We start from the raw sequence: 15779 nt of genomic DNA, 5'->3' as shown, positions 1-15779 counted from the left end.
CCCACCGAGGAGAGAGGGCCCGAACCGCGCGATGCGCGGTCCGGGCCCTCGTGGATCTGCCGGGAGGCGGGGTCAGCCCTCGGAGGAGGACTGCTGCTCGCCGCCTCCGGTCGCCCCGTCGCCGCCGCGGCTCCGGCTGCGACCGCGACCGCCGCGCGACCGACGCCGACGGGGACGCTCGCCGTCGGACTCGGGGCCGGAGCCCTCGCCGCCCGCGGCGCCCGAGGAGCTCTCGCTCGAGGCGTCGCCCTGCTGCTCCACGACCTCGCCGTTCACGCGGCGGGTGCGGGAGCGGGAGCGGCTGCGACGCGGACGATCCTCACCCGTGGACTCGGCCGAGGCGGTGCCTTCCGTGCCGTCGGCGTCGGCGGGACGTGCGGAGTCCCGGGACTCCGAGCGCTCGGACCGGCCGCCGCGGCCGCCGGACCTCTCGCCGCGACCGGACCGCTCACCCCGCCCGGACCGCTCTCCCCGACCGGAGCGCTCGCCCCGCTCGCCGCGACCGGAACGCTCACGCCGCGCCTCGGGACCGCCGAGGTCCTCGAGCTCCTCCGCCTCCAGACCCGCGCGCGTGCGCTTGTCCTTCGGCAGGGTGCCCTTGGCCTCGGTGGGGATGTCGAGATCGGTGAACAGATGCTCGGAGGTGGAGTAGGTCTCGACCGCCTCGGTCGACTCGAGCCCCAGCTGCCGCGCGATGAGCGCCCAGCGCGCCAGATCCTCCCAGTCCACGAAAGTGATGGCGGTGCCCTTGCGGCCCGCACGACCGGTACGGCCGGTGCGGTGCAGATAGGTCTTGTCGTCGTCGGGGCAGTTCCAGTTCACGACGTGGGTGACGTCGTCGACGTCGATGCCACGGGCGGCCACATCGGTCGCCACCAGCACGTCCACCTTGCCGTTGCGGAAGGCGCGCAGCGCCTGCTCGCGCGCCCCCTGGCCGAGGTCGCCGTGCAGCGGGGCGGCCGCGAAGCCGCGCTCGGCGAGATCCGCGGCGACGCGGTCGGCCTGGCGCTTGGTGCGCATGAAGATGATCGTCAGGCCGCGGCCGCGCGCCTGCAGCACCCGGGCCATCACCTCGATTTTGTCGAGCTGGTGCGCCCGGTAGACGACCTGGGTGATGTCCGCCTTGGTGCGCGAGACGTCACCGGGATCATGCGCCCGGATGTGCGTGGGCTGGCGCATGAACCGGCGGGCGAGAGCCATGATCGGGCCCGGCATCGTGGCCGAGAACAGCATGGTCTGGCGGGTGGTGGGCACGGCCTGGAGCAGCTTCTCGATGTCCTCGAGGAAGCCCAGGTCGAGCATCTCGTCGGCCTCGTCGAGCACCGCGACCTTGACCTGCGAGAGGTCGAGGTACTTCTGGCGCATGAGGTCGATCAGGCGACCGGGGGTGCCGACCACCACCTCGACACCCTTCTCGAGGGCCTCGATCTGCGGCTCGTAGGCGCGGCCGCCGTAGACGGTGAGGATGCGGACGGGGCGCTTCGTGGACGCGGCCTGCAGATCTTCGGCCACCTGGACCGCGAGCTCGCGGGTGGGGAGCACGATGAGGGCCTGCGGGGCGCCGATGCGACGGTTCTCGGGGTTGTCCTCCCCGGGCGCCACCACGGACTGGAGGGCCGGGATGCCGAAGCCGAGCGTCTTGCCCGTGCCCGTCTTGGCCTGGCCGATGATGTCGCGGCCGCGCAGCGCGACCGGGAGGGTCAGCGACTGGATCGGGAAGGGATGGATGATCCCCTTGGCGGCGAGGGCCTCGACGATGTCGGGGCGGACAGCGAAGTCGGAGAAGGTCTGCGGGACCTCGACGACGGGGGTGCCGGAGCTCTGCTCGACGGCGGGGGAGGCCGACTCGGCCTCGTCGGTGTGCGGGATGGTTTCGGGCACCGTTCAACTCTCTGGATATCGGATGTGCCCTGCCATGGTAGCCCCCGGCCCCTGACGGGCCCCCGAGATCAACCCCCGCCGCCGTCGCTGACCGAGGGCAGGGGGCTCTCCGGGTCCGTCGGCGTGACGCGCTCCTCGTCGGGGAGCCCCTGGCCCGGTTCGACCTCCTGTTCGGACGGGATCGGCTCCGCGGGGGTCTCAGCGCCCTCCGGGACCTCGAGCGCGGGAGTCTCCTCGGGCATCTGGGTGCGCTCGATCGAGACCGACACCAGGCCGAGGCCGCCCATGGTGATGTCGTCGTAGGCGAGGAGCCGGCCGGTGATCGAGTCGAAGTACAGCATCCGCGCGGTCAGCTCGAGCGGCTCCTCGCCCTGCAGCACGGGGGACACGCCGCCCGAGGCGAGCGCACCGCCCGTGGAGCCGACGGTGAACCAGTCGGTGCCCGAGCCCTCGCGGTCCAGCTCCACCTTCGAGGTGTGCATGTGCCCGGAGAGCACCAGCGGCGCGCGGCCCAGCAGGCCGTCCGGCTCGGTGGGATCGTGGATCAGGGCGATGTCCACGGGGTCCTCGGGATGCGCCGCGTCGTAGGCGGTGATGGTCTCGCCGAGCTGGAAGCCGCTCGCCGAGACCGCTTCCTTGCCCTCGCGCCAGCCGCCGGCGTCGGAGTCGTCGTCCGCGGCGAAGCGCGGATCGCCGATGCCCGCGATGGTCAGCCCCTCGATCTCGACCACCTGGTTGTCCAGGACGGTCGCATTGGGCTGGGCGGCGATCATCTCGGCCGCGGCCTGCCCGTCGTGGTTGCCGCTGATGTACACGTAGGGCACGTCGAGGGTGCCGATTTCGCGCAGCAGTTCGTTCTCCCAGGGTGTGCCCCAGGAGACGATGTCGCCCGTGTCGATCACCAGGTCGATCGCGAACTGGGTGTGGAGCTGCTCGATGACGTCGTACGCCTGCGGGTTGTCGTGGATGTCGGAGACGTGCAGCACCGTGGTGACGTTCTCCGCGTCGAGCCCGACGGGCAGCGAGTCCGCGGCGATGTACAGCGCCGAGACCTGGCCGACGAACTCCGCGATCGTGTTCCGGTAGTTCGCGTAGTCCGCCGCGGTCGCCTCGCCGAGGTCCGCGACATAAGCGGCCTGGGAGAGCAGCCCCTCGAAGCGGGGCTGGCTGAGGGACTCCGGGGAGAAGGTCAGGCTCGTGGTCAGTGCCGAGGCGGCGACGACCGCGGCGGCGCCGCCGGCGGAGGCCACGGCGCGGCGCACCCGACGGAAGGTGAGGCCGACGGCGAGACCGGCGCCCGCGGCGCAGAACAGGGCGTTCAGCGCCGCGTTCACGGCGGCCGCGGAGGTGATCGCCTCCGGGGCGGTGCGGCTGAGCTCGGCGAGGCCGGCGTCGGAGGTGAAGAGGGCTTCGGCCGCGGCCACGTCGACGCTCTCCACACGCGCCTCGACCCGCACCGGTGCGCGGTGGGTGTCGAAGGCGACCTCGCCCACGGGCGGCAGGAGCAGGACGGTCTCGGCGTGCAGCGAGGGGCGCATGTGCACGCTCGCGGTGAGCGGGCCCACCTCGACCTTCGTCGCGGGGACCAGCAGGATCCCGACGATCGCGCCGAGTACCGCGATGAGGGCGGTCGTCGTCCCCTGGAGCAGACGACGGCGCCGCCGACGGCGCCTCGTGCGGAGCGCCGCGACCTCGTCGTCGACGGCGGCGGTCACGGCAGGGTCAGCCGAGGAAGCCGACGCGGCGGGGCTCCTCGGAGGAGAGCTCCACGTAGGCGACCTTCGCGCCGGGGACCAGCACGGTGCGGCCCTTGTCGTCCACCAGGGTGACCGGGGTGCCGTCGCGCAGAGCGGCGGAGAGGCGCTCGAGAAGCTCCTCGGAGCCCTCCGCGGACTCGATCACGATCTCGCGGGCGGAGTGCTGGATGCCGAGGCGAATCTCCATGGTGGGTCCTTCCCTCCGCCGCGGGGGCGGGGTAGTCCGGTGCTGTGCGTGCGGGAGTCTAGCGGTCAGGGCTGGGCGGTGACGGGGGCGTCGCCCGTCCGGGAGGAGCCGTCGGCGGCGAGCACCGTCCCGGCCACCTGCGGATGCTCGAGCGGGGCGAAGCCCGTCAGGCCGTGCAGCATCGCGGAGGTCATCACCTCGAGGATCTCCTCCCGCTCGGGCTCGCCGGAGGCGGCGTGGAGCATCACGGCGGTGGACTGCGCGGCGGCGAGGATGCTGCGGCCCAGGATCCTCGCTCGCGCATCGGAGATCTCGCGGGTGACCATGAGCAGGCTCGCGAGCTCGATCGACAGGGAGTCCAGGACCTGGGTGACCCGCTCCTGCACGGTCGCGGGGACCGGTTCCGAGCCGGTGAACAGGCGCACCGCATTCTGCAGCGAGACGAAGCGGTAGAAGAGCTCGAGGCCGAAGCGGACCCGCTCCACCGAGCCGCCCTCGACCTCCCGCACGGTCTGGACCTCGCTCATCATGCGCTCCGCGATGATGTCCAGGACCTCCGCGTACAGCGTCTCCTTGGAGGTGAAGTGCTGGTAGAGCACGGGCTTGGTGACCCCCGCCGTGTGGGCGATGTCGTCCATCGAGGTGCGCTGGTACCCCTTCTCGCCGAAGACCCGGGTGGCCAGCTCGAGCAACTGGGCGCGGCGCTGCGCACGAGGCATGCGAGGGGTGGACGGCGAGGACATGACGGCCGCCTCCGATCCTGGATAGACCTGTCCGGGTGACCCGGATCATGGTACCGCCACGGGACGCGTCCCCCGGCGTCATCGGTCGGGGGGATGAGGTGCAATGGGGGCATGACGACGACCGCGAGCTCCGCACGCCGCCGCATCCGGCTGCTCGGGCCGGACCCGTCGGCCGTCGCCGCGGTCCTGCCCCCGGAGCGTCTCGACGTCGAGCAGCGGCGCACTCTCGAGCTCGTCGAGGGCGGCGGGGACGTCCTGGTCCACGCCGGACCGGGCGCCGGGCGCACCGCGCTCGCGCTCGCGGCGGCCGCCCGGGCGGGCGAGGGGACGCTGCTGCTCGCCCCCCGGCGCGCCGCCGCCGGGCGGCTGCGGGACGCCCTCGCGGTGCACGGCGCCGCCGGGGTCCACGCCATGACGCCCCCCGCCCTCGGCCACGCGATCGTGCGCGCCGAGTCGGTCCGCGCGGGGCGCGGCGAGCCGACGCTGGTCACCGGGGCCGAGCAGGACGCCCTCCTCGCCGAGCTCATCGCCGAGCGCGGCACCTGGCATCTCGAGGTCGACGCGGCGGCGCGCACGCTGCCCGGCTTCCGTGCGGAGCTGCGCGATCTGATCACCCGGGCGACGGAGCGGGGGCTCTCCCCGGCGGACCTCGACCGGCTGGGGGAGGAGCGGGCCCGTCCCGCGTGGCGCGATGCCGCAGCGCTGCTGCGCGACTACCTCGGCGTGCTCGATCTCGAAGCGGCCGCCGCCCTCGACGCGGGGCCGCGCCTGGACTCGGGGGGCCTCGTCCGACGGGCGGTGCGCCTGCTCGAGGACACCGCGCAGCCCGCGCCGTACTCCCTCGTGGTCGTCGACGACGCGCAGGACCTCACCAGCGCCGGCGTCGACCTGGTGGCGGCGCTCGCCGGGGCCGGAGCGCGGCTGCTCGTGCTCTCCTGCCCCGATGCGGCCGTGGACACCTTCCGCGGGGCGCTGCCGGATGCGGCCGACCGGCTCCGCGGGCTCCTCCGCAGGCCGCTGTCGGAGATCGTCCTCCCCGGGGCCCACGGGCCGCGGGGCGGTGCGCTGCGCGTGCTCGACGGACTCCGCGGCCGGCTCCCGCTCGCGGGGGCGCCGGCCGCGGTGCGTCGTCCCCGGCACACCCCGGACGGCCCGCGCCCCGTGACTGTGCGTGCCCGGGACCCGCTCGAGGAGGCGCGGCTGATCGCCGGCGCGCTCCGCGACCTCCATCATCGGGAGCAGGTGGAGTACGACGACATGGCGGTGGTGTGCCGCTCCGGCGCGGCGGTGGCCGACGTCGCCGACCTCCTCTCGCGCTCCGGGCTGCCGGTGCGCGTGCCGCACCGGCCCCAGCCGCTGCGCGAGGTGCCGGCGGTCGCGGACCTGCTGACGGTGCTCGAGATCGCTCTCGCGCCGGAGGGCACCTCCGTGGACCCGCTGGTCGCCGACGCGCTGCTGCGGGGGCCCTACGGGGACGCCGACTCGCTGCGACTGCGCCGCATCCGCCGCCTCCTGCTCGCCGCCCACCGCAGCGCCCGCCCCGAGGACGAGACCCCGAGCGACCAGCTGCTCGCCCGGGCGCTGCTCGAGAAGGAGGCCCCCGGACTGCCGGGCGCCGAGGACCGGGACCGCACGGCGGCCCCCGTGCACCGGTTGCGGGACATGATCGCCGCCGTCCGCGCCCACCGCGAGGAGGACGCCCAGCAGGTGCTGTGGCACGCCTGGGACGCGGCGGGGCTCGCCGGGGGCTGGCGGCGGGCGGCCCTCGGCGCCCCGGGGGACGTGGACGGCGCCCGCGCCCGGCTCGCCGGGTCCCGGCTCGACGCCCTGCTGGAGCTGTTCGCGGCCGCCGAGCGGCTCACCGACCGACGTCCCGGCGCGGGGCCCCTCGACCTCGTCGAGCAGGTCCGCGCCCAGGCCGTCGTCGAGGACACCCTCGCCCCGGCTGCCGCGCCCCGGGGTCGGGTCGCCGTGCTCACGCCCGCGCAAATCGCCGGCGAGCACCGGGACACCGTGGTCCTCGCCCGCCTGCAGGAGGGTGCCTGGCCGGACCTGCGCCTCCGCTCGACCCTCTTCGGTGCGGCGGAGCTGGCGCTGCTGACCGACTCCCGGGATCCCGGCGGGCTGCCCGCCGACCCCGAGCCCGTCCGCGCGATCCAGCGCGCCCAGGTCCTCGCCGATGAGCTGCGGCTCGCGGTCTCCGCCCTCGCCCGTGCCCGCTCACGGGTGCTCGTCACCGCCGTCGAGGACCCGGACTCGGACCCCTCCGCGCTCTTCGAGGCGCTCGAGCAGGGGGCCACCGCCGCGGCCGCGGACTCCCCGGACGAGCCCGACTGGCTCGATCTCGACGCGCTCCGACGGGACCCGGGCCCCGCCCCCGACGTGCGGGAGCTGGTCCCCGCCCTGCGACGACGGCTCCTCGACCCGGACCCGGCGCGTGCGGCCGACGCGGCCCGGGCCCTGCACGCGCTCGCCGCGGTGGGAGCTCCCGGCACCGCCCCGGAGCGCTGGTACCACCAGCGCCCGAGCAGCGACGCGCCGCTCGCCGACCCGGGCACGGAGATCCCCTTGTCCCCCTCGGCCCTCGAGCGCGCCGCCGACTGCCCGCAGGCCTGGCTGCTCGAGCGCTCCGGCGGCACCCGCTCGGGAGGGCCGGCGCAGCGCATCGGCACCGCCCTGCACCACCTCGCGCAGACCCATCCGCGCGGACCCGAGAACGGCGTCCAGGACCTGCTCGACGCCCTTCATGCCCAGCTCCGCACCATCCCCGGCACCGACACCTGGTCGGGGAGGCGCCGTGTGCGCCGGGCGGAGGACGCCGCTCGCCTGCTCGCCGAGCACCTCGCCGCCGCGGCCCCGCCGCTCGCCGTCGAGGCACCCTTCGAGGTGGTCCTGGGCTCGGTGCGGCTGCGTGGCTCGATCGACCGCCTCGAGGGGGACGAGACCGGGCTGCGGGTCGTCGACCTCAAGACCGGTCGCGCCGCGAAGTCCCGGGCCGCCGCGGAGGAGGACCTCCAGCTCGCCGCGTACCAGACCGCGGTGCGTGACGGGGCGCTCGCCGAGCAGCTGGGGGAGGATGCCCCCGAGCGGCTCAACGGCGCGCAGCTGGTCTACGTCGGCACCGGGGGGCGCAGCGCCGCCGTCCGCACCCAGACCGCCCTCTCCCGCGCGGAGGATCCCGCCTGGTTCGACGACCTCGTGCGCCGCGTCGCCGCGGACGTCTCCGGAGCCGAGGTCGCCGCGCGGATCACCTCCCACTGCAGCCGCTGTGCGGTCCGCTCGAGCTGCGCCCTGCAACCCGAGGGGGAGCAGCTGTGACCCGCCCCGAACGCGACCAGCACGACGAGAACTCCGATCACGACGAGCACGACGAGCGCCCCGCCCCGGCGCTCAGCGCGGCCCGGCTCGCCGGCCTGCTCGAGCAGCCGCCGCCGACCGCCGAGCAGACCGCCGTCATCGAGGCCCCGCTGCAGCCGCTGCTGGTCGTCGCCGGAGCCGGCTCCGGGAAGACCGAGACGATGGCCTCCCGGGTGGTCTGGCTGATCGCGAACGCCGTGGTCGAGCCGCGGCAGGTGCTGGGTCTGACCTTCACCCGCAAGGCGGCGCACGAGCTCTCCGCCCGCATCGCCCAGCGTCTGGCGACCCTCGCCGACGCGCTGCGCGCCGAGGGCCTGCCCCTCCCGGCCGGTCTCGAACGGGGCGGGGACGAGCTCGTCGGCCAGCGCCCCGCGGTCCGCACCTACAACGGGTTCGCCCTCGACCTGGTCCGCGAGCACGCCCTCGCCGTCGGCATCGATCCGGAGCTGACGATGATGTCCACCTCGGCGTCCTGGCAGCTCGCCCACACCCTCGTGGAGTCCTGGGACGACAGCCTCGACCTCGAGGCGTCCCCCGCGACCCTCACCGCCGCCCTGCTCTCGCTGACGTCCTCGCTCGCCGACCACCTGGTGGATCCCGCGCGGCTCGAGGCGCACCTGCGGGAGATCCACACGCACCTCTCCCAGATCCCGCTGCAGGTCGAGGGACGGCGCCGCACCACCCCGAAGGCTGTCGCCGGGGTGCTCACCGCCCTCGAGAACCGCCTCGCCCTGATCCCGCTGGTCGAGCGCTTCGCCGAGATCCGCGCCGAGAGCTCCGCTCTCGACTTCGCCGATCAGGTCTCCCTCGCCGCCCGCATCGCGCGCGAGGTGCCCGCCGCCGGAGCCCTCGCCCGCCGCCTGCACCGGGTCGTGCTGCTCGACGAGTTCCAGGACACCTCCGTCGCCCAGCTGCGGATGCTCACCGACCTCTTCGGCCCCGGGCACCCCGCGTGCGCCGTCGGCGATCCGCAGCAGGCGATCTACGGCTGGCGCGGTGCCTCGGCGGCCTCCCTCGCGGGCTTCGCGGAGGCCTTCGCGACCCCGGAGCGGCCGGTCCTGCAGCGCACCCTGTCCACCTCCTGGCGGAACGACGAGGCGGTCCTCGCCGTCGCGAACCGCCTCGCGGGACCGCTGCGCGCGGCCGGGGCCGGGGTGGAGATCCCCGAGCTGCACCCCCGCCCCGGCGCGGGGGAGGGCGCCGCGGAGATCCACGAGGCCGCCGACGAGACCGGCGAGGCCCGCGCCATCGGCCGCTGGATCCGGGCCCGCCGCGCCGAGGCCCCCGAGGACGAGGTGCCGTCGGCGGCGGTCCTGGTGCGCGCGCGGCGTCAGATCCCCGCCCTCGTCGAGGGCCTCGAGGCCGAGGGACTGCCCGTGCACGTGGTGGGGCTCGGGGGTCTTCTGCACCGGCCGGAGGTGGCGGATGTCCGCGCCCTCCTCGAGGCCTCCCACGATCCGGGGCGGGGCGATGCGCTCATGCGTCTGCTCACCGGACCCCGGGTGCGTCTCGGGGCGCGGGATCTCGCGGTCCTCGGCCGCTGGAGGGACCGGCTCGGGTCGCGTCTGCGGGCCGCCCGGCCGACGACGACCGACGGCGCGCCCGCCGCCCCCGACGAGGTCGAGGAGGTGTCGCTGCTCGACGCCGTGGACGACCTCCCGCCGCGGGGCTGGACCGATCCGTCCGGGCGCTCCCTCAGCGAGCGCGGTCGCGAGCGCCTCGAGCACGTCCAGCAGGTGCTGCGCGAGATGCGGCGGCTGCTGCCGCTCCCGCTCCCCGATCTGGTCACGGCCGCCGTGCGCCTGCTCGAGGTGGACCTGGTGTTGCGCGAGGCGGATCCGTCCACGCGGGCCCTCGGCGATCTCGAGGCGCTGCGCGAGCACGCCGCGGCCTTCGACCGCACCGCCCGGCGCGGCGGGCTCGCCGCATACCTGGACCTGCTCGAGATCAGCGAGGACGAGGAGGCCGCGCTGTCCGTCGGCGCGGCGGGGGAGGCGGAGGCCGAGAGCGATCCGGAGGCGGTCACCATCGTGACCATGCACTCCGCGAAGGGCCTCGAATGGGACCTGGTCGCCGTCGCCGGCCTCACCGAGGGATCGGTGCCCTCCTACGACCTGCGCCGGGCGAAGACCGACGAGGCCGGGCGGGTGCGGGTGCCCGGCGACGGGTGGCTCGGGAAGCTCGCCGGGGCCTCCGTCCCCACCGCCCTGCGCGGTGACGCCGACACCCTGCCCGAGCTCGCCTGGGCGGAGGCGGACACCCAGGTCGACGCCGAGGCGCTGATCGAGGAGTACCGGTTCGCTCAGGGGGAGGAATCGCTGCGCGAGGACCGTCGGCTGATGTACGTCGCGGTGACCCGCGCCCGTCGGCGCCTGCTGCTGACCTCCGCCGCCTGGCGCCAGGGCCTGACCACCGCGCGGCCCCGCTCCCGCTATCTCGCCGAGGCGGAGCCGCTGGTGCCCGCACCCTTCCGCCGCCGGGAGGACGTGCCCGAGCAGAACCCGCTCGAGTCCGTGCGCCGGGTCGCCTCCTGGCCGCCAGCACCGGGAGAGCCCGAGCGCCGCCGGGATCTCGCCGAGGAGATGCTCGCCGCCGCCGAGGACCTCCCGCCCGCGGACCCCGAGCTCGCCGAGACCCTGCGCCGGGTGCTCGATGACCTGGAGCGCCAGGAGGGGCCGCCCGCCGTCCACTCCCCGGCGCGGCTGTCCGCCTCGCAGGTCGTGCAGCAGGCGCGCGACCCGCAAGGCGCCGCCCTCGACCTGGTGCGGCCCCTGCCGCGGCGGCCCTCCGCCGCGGCGGCCCGAGGCACCGCCTTCCACGCGTGGCTCGAGCACCGCTTCGGCGGGGCGACCCTGCTCGATCTCGAGGACCTCCCGGATCTGGGCGAGGACGAGGCGCCGCACCTCGACGACCTGGCCCTGCGCGAGGCCTTCGCCCGCTCCGAGTGGTCCGGCCGCACCCCGATCGCGGTCGAGACCCCGGTCCACACCCGGGTGGGTGCGGTGGCGGTGCGCGGCGTGATCGACGCCGTCTTCCCCGACCCGGACGCCGGGGACGCCGACGGTCCCGACGATGCGGCGGGGGTGATCATCGTGGACTGGAAGACGGGGCGCATGCCGCGGCCCGCGCAGCTGCGCGAGCGCTCCCTCCAGCTCTCGCTGTATCGCCTGGCCTGGCACGAGAAGACCGGGATGCCGCTGTCGCGGATCCGCACGGCCTTCCACTTCGTCGCCGAGCGCACGACGCACGAGGTGCGCCGCCATCCCTCCCGGGAGCGGATCGCGGAGATGCTCCTGGGAAGCTGACCGAGCTGACCGAGCTGACCGAGCTGACCGAGCTGACCGAGCTGATCGAGCTGATCGAGCTGATCGAGCTGATCGGGCGGACCGAGCTGATCGGGCTGACCGGGGTGGCCGGGGTGACCTGGGTGGCCGGGGTGACCTGGCTGACCGGGTTGCTCGGCGGTCGCGAGGGCGTGGGGCTCAGGCCTCCGCGGGCCGCTGCGCGCTCATCGCCTCGTAGGCGCGTTCGGCCTCTTCGCGGGCGAGCTGGGCGAGGTCGGCGTCGAGGTCCGAGATCATCGCCCGGGCGTCGGCGATGATCTCGGCGTCGCCGGCGTCCTGGCCGTGGATCAGCCAGGCGACCACCGCGAACTCGCCGAGCGCCTGGGCACGCTCCATGAGCCGCGGATGCGTCGAGGTCGGCAGTTCCTCCCGGTAGCTCGTGTACAGCTCGTCGAAGCGCTCGGCGTCGAGGGCCGAGACCAGCCAGGCGAGATCGGCGGCGGGATCGGCGACTTTGGAGGAGGACCAGTCGCGGATCGCGCTGATCTGGTCGGCGGCGACGAAGAGGCTCTCCTCGGAGAGGTCCGCGTGCACGAACTGCGGGGTGAAGTCCCACAACTCCTCGTCGGCCAGCAGCGTCTCCCAGCGCTGGGCGACCGCTGCGGGGAGATGCCCGCCCTCCTGCGCTCGGGTGACCCGGTCCCGGTGCTCCGCCAGCAGTGCGGCGGGGGTGAAGGTCTCCACTCCCGCGGCCTCGGCGGCGTAGCGGGGCACCGTGTGGATCCGTGCGAGCACCTGGCCCAGCGAGCGCGCGAGCGCGGGCGAGTCCTGCAGGTCCTGCAGCATCAGCGGGCGGCCGACGGGCGCCTCGGTCACCGCGGCCCGGCCACCCTCGGCGAGCTTGACGACTCCGAGCACCGGAGGGATCACGCCGCGCAACGGCGTGCCCGTGAGCGCATCGGCGACGCGCAGGTCGCGCTCCAGGTGCACCCCGGCGGCCACCGAGGCGGGGGAGAGGATCATGACCCGGCGGCCGTCCTCGCCCACCACTCCTGCGACGTCGAGGTCCTCGACCGGGGTCGCGATCGGCGTGGTCTGCGCGGGGACCAGACCGGGGACCGCCGCCGCGGCGAGGGCTGCCAGGGAGTAGGAGTTGCGATGCACCCTCACACCGTACCCGGCCGCCCCTCCGCTCCCGCGTAGGCTGAGCGCCATGGCGATGTTGCGCGGACCCCATCTGGACACCCCCCTGACCCTCGTCGGCAGCGATCGTGACGCCCTGCGTCGCGGCGAGGAGGGCGTGCTGGATCCCGGTCCCGACGCCCGCTACCTCGTGACCCGCGCCGGGGCGGTCGCCGTGGAGGAGACCGACGCCGGCCTGCGCGTGCTGCTCGAGGAGGCCGATCCGCGCGGCAGCCACGACAGCCTCGTGCTGCTCTCGTTCCGCGACGGGATGCGGGTCCTGGGCGTGGAGCTGCCCGAGCCCAGTCCCGAGATCGATGATCCCGGCCGGGACCTGCGGGACCTGCGCCGCATCGCGGGGGATCTCACCCCGGAGGACGCCGATCTCGCCCTGACCGCCGTCGCGATGGGCGCCTGGCACCGCTCGATGAAGCACTGCCCGCTGTGCGGCGAGCTGCTCGAGGCGGAGATGGCCGGCTGGGTGCTGCGCTGCCGCGAGGACCGCTCCGAGCACTTCCCCCGCACCGACCCGGCCGTGATCATGGCCGTGCGCGATGACCGCGACCGGCTACTGCTGGCCCGCAACGCGAGCTTCCGCGGTCGGTTCCACTCGGTGCTCGCCGGATTCGTCGAGCCGGGGGAGAGCCTCGAGAACGCGGTCGCCCGCGAGGTGGCCGAGGAGGTGGGCCTCACCGTCGCGGAGGTCGAGTACGTCGGCAGCCAGCCCTGGCCCTTCCCGCGCTCGCTCATGCTCGGCTACCGCGCATGGATCTCGGGCTCCGCCGAGCTGACCCTCCAGGACGAGGAGATCGCCGAGGCCCGCTGGTTCACCCGGGAGGAGTTCCACGCGGCCCTCGAGTCGGGGGACCTCGAGATCCCCGCCAACGCCTCCCTCGGCCGAGCCCTCATCGACGACTGGTCCCGCGAGCGCCCGGCGGGCTGATCCTCGCGGGCTGATCCCCGCGGCGTGATCCGTGCGCCGTGAGCGACGCCGCGTCCACACCGCCCGCTCGTCCGTCGGGCTCCGCTGGCAGGATGGTCCGCGATGACCGACGCCCCGCTCCCCGTCCCCGATTCCGAGGCGCTGCTCGCCGCGCTCGACCCCGAGCAGCGCGAGGCCGCCCGCAGCTTCGGCACGCCCGTCTGCGTCCTCGCCGGCGCGGGGACGGGCAAGACCCGCGCGATCACCCACCGCATCGCCTACGGCGTCGCGACCGGTCAGCTCAACCCGCGCCACGTCCTCGCCGTCACCTTCACGGCGAAGGCCGCGGCGGAGATGCGCTCGCGCCTGCGCGATCTGGGGGTCCCGGCGGTGCAGGCCCGCACCTTCCACTCGGCGGCGCTGCGTCAGCTGCGGCATTTCTGGCCGCGGGTGGTGGGCGGGCCGATGCCGGACATCATGGCGAGCAAGTACCCGGGCGTGGGGGAGGCTTGCCAGCGCCTGCACCTCTCGGTGGACCGTGCCGCGCTGCGCGACATCGTTGCCGAGGTGGAGTGGTCCCGCGTCTCGATGCTCACCCCCGAGGCGTACCCCGCCGCGGCCGAGGCCGCACGCCGGCCCGGGGCCGCCGGCTTCGACGCCCGCACCATCTCCCGCATCCTCACCCAGTACGAGGAGGTGAAGAAGGAGAAGGGCGTCATCGACTTCGAGGACGTGCTGCTGCACATGGTCGGCTTCCTCACCGAGCGGGCCGACGTCGCCCGGGAGGTGCGCTCCCAGTACAAGCACTTCGTGGTGGACGAGTACCAGGACGTCTCGGCGCTGCAGCACGCGCTGCTGCGCCTGTGGCTGGGCAGCTCCGACGATCTCTGCGTGGTGGGGGACGCGGCCCAGACCATCTACACCTTCGCGGGCGCCCGCGCCTCCTACCTGCTGGACTTCTCCCAGGAGTTCAAGCGCGCCCGTACCATCCGGCTCGAACGCAATTACCGCTCGACCCCGCAGATCGTGCGCCTGGCGAACACGGCGCTGGACGCCGCCCGGGGGCGCACCCGCGACCATCGCCTCACGCTCGTCGCGCAGCGGGAGGCGGGGGAACCGCCGACGATCGAGTCCTATCCCGACGACGTCGCCGAGTCCGAGGGCGTCGCCCAGCGAATCGCCGACCTCGTCGCCGAGGGCCGACCCGCCGCCGACATCGCGATCCTGTTCCGCACCAACAGCCAGTCCGAGGCCTTCGAGCAGGCGCTCACGGGCCGCGGCATCGGCTATCTGGTGCGCGGCGGGGACCGGTTCTTCGAGCGTCAGGAGGTCCGCCGGGCGATGGTCGCGATGCGCGCCGCGGCCCGGCTCGAGCACGAGGAGCCCGCCCGGGTCGTGCGCGACGTCCTCGGCCAGCAGGGATGGTCCGAGAAAGCACCCGAGTCGACCGGAGCCGTGCGCGATCGCTGGGACTCCTTGCAGGCCCTCGTCGGCCTCGCCGACACCGTGCTCGCCCGTCCCGGGGCCGCGCTCCCGGACCTCGTGCGCGAGCTCGAGGAGCGGGCCGAGGCGCAGTCCGCCCCGCTCGTGGACGGCGTCACCCTCGCCTCCATCCATGCCGCGAAGGGCCTCGAATGGCCCGTCGTGTTCCTTGTCGGGGCGAGCGACGGCCTGCTGCCGATCTCCATGGCCTCCTCGGCGGCCGAGGTCGAGGAGGAGCGGCGCCTGTTCTACGTCGCCCTCACGCGCGCCCGCGACCTGCTCACGGTCAGCTGGGCGGCGGCCCGCAGCGCCGGCGCACGCGGCAGCCGCAAGCCCTCCCGCTTCCTCGACGGGATCCTCGACCATCCCGAGAACCGTCGGCCCGGGGGAGGCGGCCCGACCGCGCGGCGCACCGGGCGTCGCAGCGCGACCGTGCATACCGAGTGCCGGGTCTGCGGGCAGGCCCTCGTGGCCCCCGCCGAGCAGCGTCTGGGCCGCCACCCCGGCTGCCCCTCGCCCGCGAGCGGGGACCTGCTGCAGGACCTGCGCCGCTGGCGCAGGGACCGCGCGGCGGCCCTGGGCAGTCCTCCCTACGCCGTGCTGACCGATGCCGCGCTCGAGGCCGTCGCGGAACGGATGCCCGTGACGGCCGAGGAGCTGCTGGCCGTCCCCGGGCTCGGCCCCGCCGCGGCGCAGCGCGTGGGGGAGGAGCTGCTCGAGCTCCTCGGCGCCCATCGCCGGGAGGTCGCGGGAACCGCGTCCCGGAAGGCATCGCCGCAGGTCAAAAAATAGATGTGCGATCTGTGACGGGTGTGTAGACTCAACTCGTCAATCGTCCGCATCGCGAACCGGGACACCGGTGAGCGCGCACAGAAAGGGGGTGGCCTCATGATCATCAGGAATATCGCGGAAGCAGGGCCGCACTCCTTCGGAGTGCCCGCTCTCCCGCAGCGGTATCGGGGTCGTATCCCCGCAGGTGCCCAC

The 15779-nt window shown here is 74.8% G+C and carries 9 protein-coding genes; 4 read left to right on the top strand and 5 right to left on the bottom strand.

Features of this window, described 5'->3' with window-relative positions:
• Positions 1-72 precede the first annotated feature (72 nt).
• The 4 genes from V1258_RS12640 to V1258_RS12625 all read right to left on the bottom strand — a co-directional run bounded on the left by V1258_RS12640 (position 73) and on the right by V1258_RS12625 (position 4544).
• Positions 73-1881 (bottom strand): DEAD/DEAH box helicase, encoded by a 1809-nt coding sequence (locus tag V1258_RS12640; RefSeq protein ID WP_329750013.1) that lies wholly within the window; start codon positions 1879-1881, stop codon positions 73-75.
• A gap of 68 nt (positions 1882-1949) precedes the next feature.
• Positions 1950-3596: a metallophosphoesterase family protein gene (locus V1258_RS12635; RefSeq protein ID WP_329750012.1), complete on the bottom strand. Its 1647-nt coding sequence runs from the start codon at positions 3594-3596 to the stop codon at positions 1950-1952.
• 7 nt (positions 3597-3603) lie between these two features.
• Entirely contained in the window at positions 3604-3825 is a 222-nt protein-coding gene (locus V1258_RS12630) for a DUF3107 domain-containing protein (RefSeq protein ID WP_329744854.1), read from the bottom strand.
• Positions 3826-3890: 65 nt separating this feature from the next.
• Complete coding sequence (locus V1258_RS12625) at positions 3891-4544, bottom strand: TetR/AcrR family transcriptional regulator (protein ID WP_329750011.1); 654 nt, start codon at positions 4542-4544, stop codon at positions 3891-3893.
• A gap of 135 nt (positions 4545-4679) precedes the next feature.
• Between V1258_RS12625 and V1258_RS12620 the strand changes: the two genes are divergently transcribed.
• Both V1258_RS12620 and V1258_RS12615 read left to right on the top strand, forming a co-directional pair.
• Positions 4680-7886 (top strand): PD-(D/E)XK nuclease family protein, encoded by a 3207-nt coding sequence (locus V1258_RS12620; protein WP_329750010.1) that lies wholly within the window; start codon positions 4680-4682, stop codon positions 7884-7886.
• The gene (locus V1258_RS12615) at positions 7883-11230 is read left to right on the top strand and encodes an ATP-dependent DNA helicase (protein WP_329750009.1); all 3348 of its coding nucleotides are present in this window, start codon (positions 7883-7885) and stop codon (positions 11228-11230) included. The genes V1258_RS12620 and V1258_RS12615 overlap by 4 nt, the downstream gene beginning before the upstream one ends.
• Before the next feature lie 177 nt (positions 11231-11407).
• On the opposite strand, the gene V1258_RS12610 is transcribed toward V1258_RS12615, so the two are convergent.
• On the bottom strand, positions 11408-12373 hold the full coding sequence (locus V1258_RS12610; RefSeq protein ID WP_329750008.1) for a phosphotransferase: 966 nt from the start codon (positions 12371-12373) through the stop codon (positions 11408-11410).
• Positions 12374-12422: 49 nt separating this feature from the next.
• On the opposite strand from V1258_RS12610, the gene nudC reads away from it, so the two are divergent.
• Both nudC and V1258_RS12600 read left to right on the top strand, forming a co-directional pair.
• On the top strand, positions 12423-13334 hold the full coding sequence (gene nudC / locus V1258_RS12605; protein ID WP_329750007.1) for an NAD(+) diphosphatase: 912 nt from the start codon (positions 12423-12425) through the stop codon (positions 13332-13334).
• Between the two features lie 102 nt (positions 13335-13436).
• Positions 13437-15587, top strand: a complete 2151-nt coding sequence (locus V1258_RS12600; RefSeq protein WP_329750006.1) for an ATP-dependent DNA helicase UvrD2 — start codon at positions 13437-13439, stop codon at positions 15585-15587.
• Positions 15588-15779 lie beyond the last annotated feature (192 nt).

It is taken from the genome of Brachybacterium sp. J153 (assembly GCF_036311905.1).
Taxonomy (GTDB): domain Bacteria; phylum Actinomycetota; class Actinomycetes; order Actinomycetales; family Dermabacteraceae; genus Brachybacterium.
Note: the sequence above shows the minus strand (reverse complement) of the source record. Positions and strands in the feature narration are given on the sequence as shown.